Origin of the sequence: Chroococcidiopsis sp. CCALA 051, assembly GCF_003015105.1 — a bacterium.
Taxonomy (GTDB): Bacteria; Cyanobacteriota; Cyanobacteriia; order Cyanobacteriales; family Chroococcidiopsidaceae; genus Chroococcidiopsis; species Chroococcidiopsis thermalis.
In genome coordinates, this window is the sequence record NZ_PYCI01000093.1 from 21,005 (window position 1) to 27,111 (window position 6,107).

Annotated in this window: 7 protein-coding genes; 4 read left to right on the plus strand and 3 right to left on the minus strand. The window is 44.8% G+C overall.

From position 1 onward, the window contains the following. The first annotated feature begins 28 nt into the window (after positions 1 to 28). Entirely contained in the window at positions 29 to 646 is a 618-nt protein-coding gene (locus C7Y66_RS20515; protein WP_106547014.1) for a class I SAM-dependent methyltransferase, read from the plus strand. Between the two features lie 30 nt (positions 647 to 676). Beyond that, positions 677 to 2,605 carry a DNA primase gene (gene dnaG / locus C7Y66_RS20520; protein WP_106547015.1) on the plus strand — a complete coding sequence of 643 codons (1,929 nt, stop codon included), beginning with the start codon at positions 677 to 679 and terminating at the stop codon, positions 2,603 to 2,605. A 220-nt stretch (positions 2,606 to 2,825) separates the two neighbouring features. Here the strand turns inward: dnaG and C7Y66_RS20525 are convergent, their stop codons facing one another. Both C7Y66_RS20525 and C7Y66_RS20530 read right to left on the minus strand, forming a co-directional pair. Beyond that, on the minus strand, positions 2,826 to 3,827 hold the full coding sequence (locus C7Y66_RS20525; RefSeq protein ID WP_106169011.1) for an NAD(P)-dependent alcohol dehydrogenase: 1,002 nt from the start codon (positions 3,825 to 3,827) through the stop codon (positions 2,826 to 2,828). Positions 3,828 to 3,894: 67 nt separating this feature from the next. Then, the gene (locus C7Y66_RS20530; RefSeq protein WP_106547016.1) at positions 3,895 to 4,404 is read right to left on the minus strand and encodes a pentapeptide repeat-containing protein; all 510 of its coding nucleotides are present in this window, start codon (positions 4,402 to 4,404) and stop codon (positions 3,895 to 3,897) included. Between the two features lie 13 nt (positions 4,405 to 4,417). On the opposite strand from C7Y66_RS20530, the gene C7Y66_RS20535 reads away from it, so the two are divergent. After that, positions 4,418 to 5,017, plus strand: coding sequence for a YraN family protein (locus tag C7Y66_RS20535; protein ID WP_106547017.1), 600 nt, complete (start codon positions 4,418 to 4,420; stop codon positions 5,015 to 5,017). 61 nt (positions 5,018 to 5,078) lie between these two features. On the opposite strand, the gene C7Y66_RS20540 is transcribed toward C7Y66_RS20535, so the two are convergent. Then, entirely contained in the window at positions 5,079 to 5,468 is a 390-nt protein-coding gene (locus C7Y66_RS20540; protein WP_015152735.1) for a hypothetical protein, read from the minus strand. Positions 5,469 to 5,645: 177 nt separating this feature from the next. On the opposite strand from C7Y66_RS20540, the gene C7Y66_RS20545 reads away from it, so the two are divergent. Beyond that, positions 5,646 to 6,107: S-adenosylmethionine:tRNA ribosyltransferase-isomerase (locus tag C7Y66_RS20545; RefSeq protein ID WP_199197537.1), on the plus strand; the 462-nt coding region annotated here is incomplete at its 3' end.

Here is a 6,107-nt window from a genome sequence, read left to right on the forward strand (position 1 = left end):
CTGTTATAAGTTTGTTTAGGAGGAATCAATGGGATTTTATTCACAAAGAATCCTACCTTACCTGCTTGACTGGTCGTTGTCCGATCCAACAATGGCTCAATACCGACGCGAAGTTTTAGCAAATGTGACAGGAGAAGTTTTAGAAATTGGTTTTGGAACGGGTTTAAATCTCTCTTACTATCCAGAAAGCATTGATAAATTGGTAGCAATTGATGCTAATCCTGGCGTTCATACTCTTGCTCGAAAGCGTATCCAAAAATCTCATATTACTGTAGACAATCGCATGTTGAATGGCGAAAACTTGCCAATGGCAGATAATACGTTTGATAGCGTCGTCAGTACTTGGACGTTGTGTAGTATTGCCAAAGTCGAACAAGCATTGCAAGAAATCTATCGGGTATTAAAACCAGGAGGAAAATTCTTTTTTGTAGAACACGGACTGAGTAATGAACCTCAAATTCAAGTTTGGCAAAACCGTTTGAATCCAATCCAAAAAGTTATTGGTGATGGCTGTCACTTAAATCGTAATATTAGACAACTGATAGAAAAACGATTTGATACGGTGACACTGAAAGAATTTTATGCGGAGGAAACACCCAAATTTGTTGGTTATTTATATCAAGGTGTTGCTACCAAGGGTGTTTAAATACTTAGAATTCATTGCTAACTGACTAATATGCAAATTCCTCGCCTGCATCCCGATACAGTCGAACAAGTAAAACAAAGAGCTGATGTTGTTGATATCGTCTCGGAACACGTTGTTCTGCGCAAGCGGGGGAAAGATTTTGTCGGTTTATGCCCGTTTCATGATGAGAAAACCCCTAGTTTTAGTGTCAGCCCAGGTAAGCAAATGTATTATTGCTTCGGTTGCGGGGCTGGAGGGAATGCAATTACATTTTTGATGGAATTGGGCAAGACTTCTTTCAGTGAGGTGGTACTGGATTTAGCGCGACGCTATTCCGTTCCCGTCCAAACTTTAGAACCCGAACAAAGACAAGAATTACAGCGTCAGATTTCGCTGCGAGAGCAATTATATGAAGTGATGGCTGTCGCTACGCAATTTTATCATCATGCTTTGCAGCAACACCAAGGGCAGTTAGCTTTAGATTATTTACAACAAAAACGGCAATTTGATTCCCAAACAATTCAGCAATTTAAGTTAGGATATGCGCCTGCGGGATGGGAAACTCTTTATCGTTATTTGGTAGACCAAAAACGATATCCCGTACAAATCGTAGAACAAGCAGGATTAATTCGACAACGACAATCAAAAGATGGATACTACGATTATTTTCGCGATCGCATTATTATTCCGATCTGCGATCCGCAAGGACGATTTATCGGTTTTGGAGGTAGAAGTTTAGGCGACGAACAACCGAAATATCTCAATTCTCCTGAGACGGATATTTTTAATAAGGGCAGAACTTTATTTTGTTTAGATAAGGCGAAAAATGAGATTGCCAAACAAGATCGAGTCGTTGTCGTAGAAGGATATTTCGATGCGATCGCCCTTCACGCTGCCGGAATTACTCACTCTGTCGCCTCGTTGGGAACGGCTTTGAGTATCGAACAAGTCCGAGCTTGTTTGCGTTATAGCGAATCAAAACAACTTATTCTTAATTTTGATGCCGATGCGGCAGGAACGCAAGCTACAGAAAGAGCAATAGGAGCGATCGCTAATCTTGCCTATCAAGGCGAAGTCAATTTACGAATTCTCAATTTACCAGACGGCAAAGATGCAGATGAATATCTCCACACTCATAGTCCAGAACATTACCGCGAACTTTTACAAAACGCTCCTTTATGGTTAGATTGGCAGATTCAACAGCTAGTAGCCAACCGAGATTTAAAGCAAGCACCGGAAGCACAACAAATTACGGTAAGTATGGTGAAGTTGTTACAACAAATAAGCGACAGCAATCAACGTCAGCACTATATCCATCGCTGTGCTGAAATTTTAAGTTTAGGTGATGCCAGACTCGTACCGTTGTGGATTGAAAATTTATTAGATCGAGTTGCGCCAAATAGTTATCGCAAACCAGCACCACCGAGAAAACAGCAGCAAGCTAGCAATTCTAACTTACCTGTAGCAGGCGATCGCGCTTTACTAGAGCAGGCAGAAGCAATTTTGTTGCGAATTTACCTACACCATCCTGAATACCGTCAAATCGTCACCGAAGCCCTACAAGAAAGAGATTTGCAGTTCGATCTACCCCACCACACTTTTCTCTGGCAACAGATTTTGGCAAATGTAGAGACGTTACACGTAACATCTGCCCAATCATCAGATTTAATTTCTCGGCTACAAGTAGAGTGTATGGAGTATGAAGGTGAAACAAAGGCGATCGCCCGTTTATTTCACCTCGATGAAAAGACACAAATCGAACTCTCGCGTTTTGCCCAGGTGATTCAAGCCGCTACAGCTTGCATGGAACGAGTGCAGTGCGAAAAACGCTACCGTCAATTTCTTCAATTGTGGGAACAAACCGACGAAGTAACTGCACCAGAACAATCTCAGTCATATTTTGAGTCGTTACGGCAAGCCCAGCAACGGCTGTTGGAATTGGACAAACAGCGACAGTTTACGCTGGCAGATTTGATCTAGGTGGGTGATGCCCACCCTACATTTAACTGATGGTAATTCAGGTAAGGGCGCACAGCTGTGCGCCCCTACAGAACGTGTGGCATCAGTTGTCAGATCCGTTTGAATAACCACGTTCTCGCGAGGGCAGGTTTATGAATACCCTCATTAAGAATTAAATATTGTTGGTAAACCCGCTCCTACAACCAATTTTTGACTTTCGACTTTTGACTTTTGACTTTGCTTAATGTTTCAACACGATCCGATACCGTGCCTTGCCACTACGTAGGTGTTCCAATGCCTCGTTCACTTGGTCAAAACTGAAGGTTTCAATTATGGGTTCGATCTGATGGCGGGTGGCGAAGTCGAGCATTTGGGTGACAGTAGCCGGACTACCCAAGGGACTGCCGGAGATCGATCGCTGAGCCATAATTAAGGGAAAAATTTCCGTAGAAATAGGGTTAGGAACCACACCCACAAAATGCAATCGTCCTTTAGGACGCAAACAAGCAATATAGGTACTCCAGTCTAAATCGGCATTGACAGTAGAAAGAATCAAGTCAAAAGAGCCTTCCACCGATTTAAGTGCATTTGGATCGCGGGAGTTGATGAAGTGGTTAGCACCCATTTCCCTTGCTTCTGGTTCCTTATCGGCGCTGCTGGAAAAGGCACTGACATCGCAGCCCCAAGCATGAAGAAATCTCAATGCCATGTGTCCCAAGCCGCCAATACCAATGACTCCAACGCGATCGGTAGGCTTAACATCAAATTGGACGATCGGGTTAAAAACCGTAATTCCGCCACAAAATAAGGGTCCGGCTGACACTGGCTGCATGGCATCGGGTAGGGGAGCAACCCAAGCTTCATGGGCGCGCACCTTGTCAGCAAAACCACCATAGCGACCGACAATTGTACCTTCTGCGGTGGCACAAAGGTTGTGATTGCCAGACATACACCACTCGCAAGTCATGCACGATCGCGAATACCATCCCAATCCGACCCGCTGTCCGACTTGGAGTTTTTTTACGGCACTGCCAACATCCGCAATCTTGCCTACAACTTCGTGTCCTGGGACAAAGGGATATTGTGTCATGCCCCAGTCATTATGGAGCATACTCAAGTCGCTATGGCAAATCCCGCAGTATTCTACGTCAATCTCTACATCTTCGCTACCGAGCGGTTTTGGATCGTACTCGAAAGGCTTGAGTTCTCCACCTTTTTCTAAAGCTGCGTAGGCACGAATCATCTATTAGTCCTCGTGAAATGACACGACAAGCTTCATCGTAAAAGATTGCGATAAAGATTGCGATCGCTTACGGACAGAATAGAGTCTCCCGGGTAGCGCGTCCTGTAGTCGGGTTAACACCTTTAGCAACTTGACACAATTTATCTTGCACGTCGCGGCGCATCAAAACATCTGTGAAATCGGCTCCGTCGATGACTGCACCATCAAATTTGGTATTTGCCGCAAATGCGCCTTCTAAAATAGCATCCTTTAAATTGGCTCTCGTTAATCGTGCCGAGTCTAGAGTGGCGCTTGCCAAATTCGCCCCCTCAAAATTTGCCGAATCTAAATTAGCAGCAAACAAACTAACTCCTTCTAAATTAGAGTGACTGAAGTTGCTACTACGCAAATTGGCGTGGCTGAAGCTAGAGTCCGTCAAGTCGCGCCCAGAGAAATCTGTCTCAATCAAACTTTCTTTGTTGTAATCCAGCGCTACAGCAGGGGGAACAATAGCAAGAAGTACTGAAAATGCGATCGCACCCCACAGTACAACAGCGAATATAGATTTCCAAATTCGATTTCCTAGCCCAGAATTCATAATCTTTCAGCTCATGGCAAACCATCCTGCCTTTCATTATCCCGACATTGGCGTACTTGGAGAAGATCTCGTCGCTCGGTGGCTGCAATCTTCCGGTTGGGAAATCCTGCACCGTCGTTGGCGCTGTCCTTGGGGAGAGTTGGATTTGATTGCGAAGTTGGATGTACGTGAGAGGGACAAGGGGGACAAGGGAGACAAGGAGGACAAGGAGGACAAGGGGGACAAGGGGGACACGATCGCGCACCACCCATTCCCGACTCCCAACTCCCGACTCCCGACTCCCCTCTTAGCCTTTATTGAAGTCAAAACCCGCAAGCAAAATAACTGGGATGCAGGTGGTTTGTTGGCGATTACACCGCAAAAACAAATACGGCTTTGGCAAGCTGCGGAGTACTTTTTGAGTGTCTCTCCAAATTTAGCTACCTACCAATGCCGCTTTGATGTGGCGCTAGTCCAACATCGTAAATTATCGTTGGCTCGATTGAGACAGGCATCGCCTACACTTGACATTTCCCCTGACTTATCGTCTCTGTCAGTGCAGTTAGGACAAGCAGTTATAGTCGCTGGTTATCAACTCGTGCTACAAGATTACTTATCCGCTGCTTTTGATTGATGCGATCGCCCTATCTCAATTTCAGGCTTCAATTTCAGCCTGCAATTCTGTTGCTGCCGATTTAAGCCAAAGTTTCGGGACAATAACCCAATCCCTTGACAAATTGTTGCCGAAATGTCTCGATTTCTTCCCGTTCTGGGTTGCCGTGAGAGACAATTGCGACTTGATAGCGGCGCATCACGTCTACCGGAGATTGTCCGGCTTCCAAACTCCATAACGCCATTCTGACGCGGATCGGTGCTTCGTAGGGAATTCCCAGTTCATTTAAAAAAGCGCGGAAATCACCATCTTGTTGAGAGTTGAGAGGAGATTTCATTTTCACCTTCACAACCCAGCCATCAATTTGATGAATTACGGTAATGAAACTCAAGGGCATCTGGGGTCTGCCATGCAAATGTTCAACGATCCTCAATGTGAGGCTGGCGTTGGCAAGATAGTAAAGGTATTCCATATCCTTGCTGGGGAAACAAGCTATTCCTACATTTATATTTTTGCGAATTGACCGCGACGATACTAGCGTCAAACACCCACTCCACCTGGGTAGATTCACCCAAATACCCATGCGATCGCATCAACTCAAAATCTTACTTAAAATCCGTTAGAATACCGAACGTCACTCTCACAAAAAATGCATATCAATCAATTTAAAGATGCACTGTCTGCATTGAATTCCGTAAAAACACCTAATTTTGACTTGACATCTTCTGCTAAATCTGAATTAGACTACTCTTTATCGAGTTATGATTACGAATTACCAGCAGAACGGATCGCTCAAAATCCAGTTTCTCCCAGAGATAGTTCTCGCCTGTTAGTAGTAAATCTCGATAGTCACGCCCATCAAATTTTTCGTGATTTACCAGAATTTCTTCAAAAAGACGATTTGCTGGTTATGAACGATACGCGGGTAATTCCCGCCCGTCTCTACGGACAAAAACCTAGCGGTGCAGCTGTGGAAGTCTTGTTATTGGAAGAATGCCAGCCGAATGTATGGTTAGCTTTAGTCAAACCAGGGAGACGTTTAGCACCTGGGGCGAAGATTGTATTTTTTGAGCGGGAGGATAAAGGAGACAAGGGGGACAAGGGGGACAAG

What these genes read in the sequence shown, in the direction of transcription:
- C7Y66_RS20515 (WP_106547014.1), top strand. Translation starts at nt 29, where the DNA reads ATGGGATTTTATTCACAAAGAATCCTACCTTACCTGCTTGACTGGTCG.
- dnaG (WP_106547015.1), top strand. Translation starts at nt 677, where the DNA reads ATGCAAATTCCTCGCCTGCATCCCGATACAGTCGAACAAGTAAAACAA.
- C7Y66_RS20525 (WP_106169011.1), bottom strand. Translation starts at nt 3,827, where the DNA reads ATGATTCGTGCCTACGCAGCTTTAGAAAAAGGTGGAGAACTCAAGCCT.
- C7Y66_RS20530 (WP_106547016.1), bottom strand. Translation starts at nt 4,404, where the DNA reads ATGAATTCTGGGCTAGGAAATCGAATTTGGAAATCTATATTCGCTGTT.
- C7Y66_RS20535 (WP_106547017.1), top strand. Translation starts at nt 4,418, where the DNA reads ATGGCAAACCATCCTGCCTTTCATTATCCCGACATTGGCGTACTTGGA.
- C7Y66_RS20540 (WP_015152735.1), bottom strand. Translation starts at nt 5,468, where the DNA reads ATGGAATACCTTTACTATCTTGCCAACGCCAGCCTCACATTGAGGATC.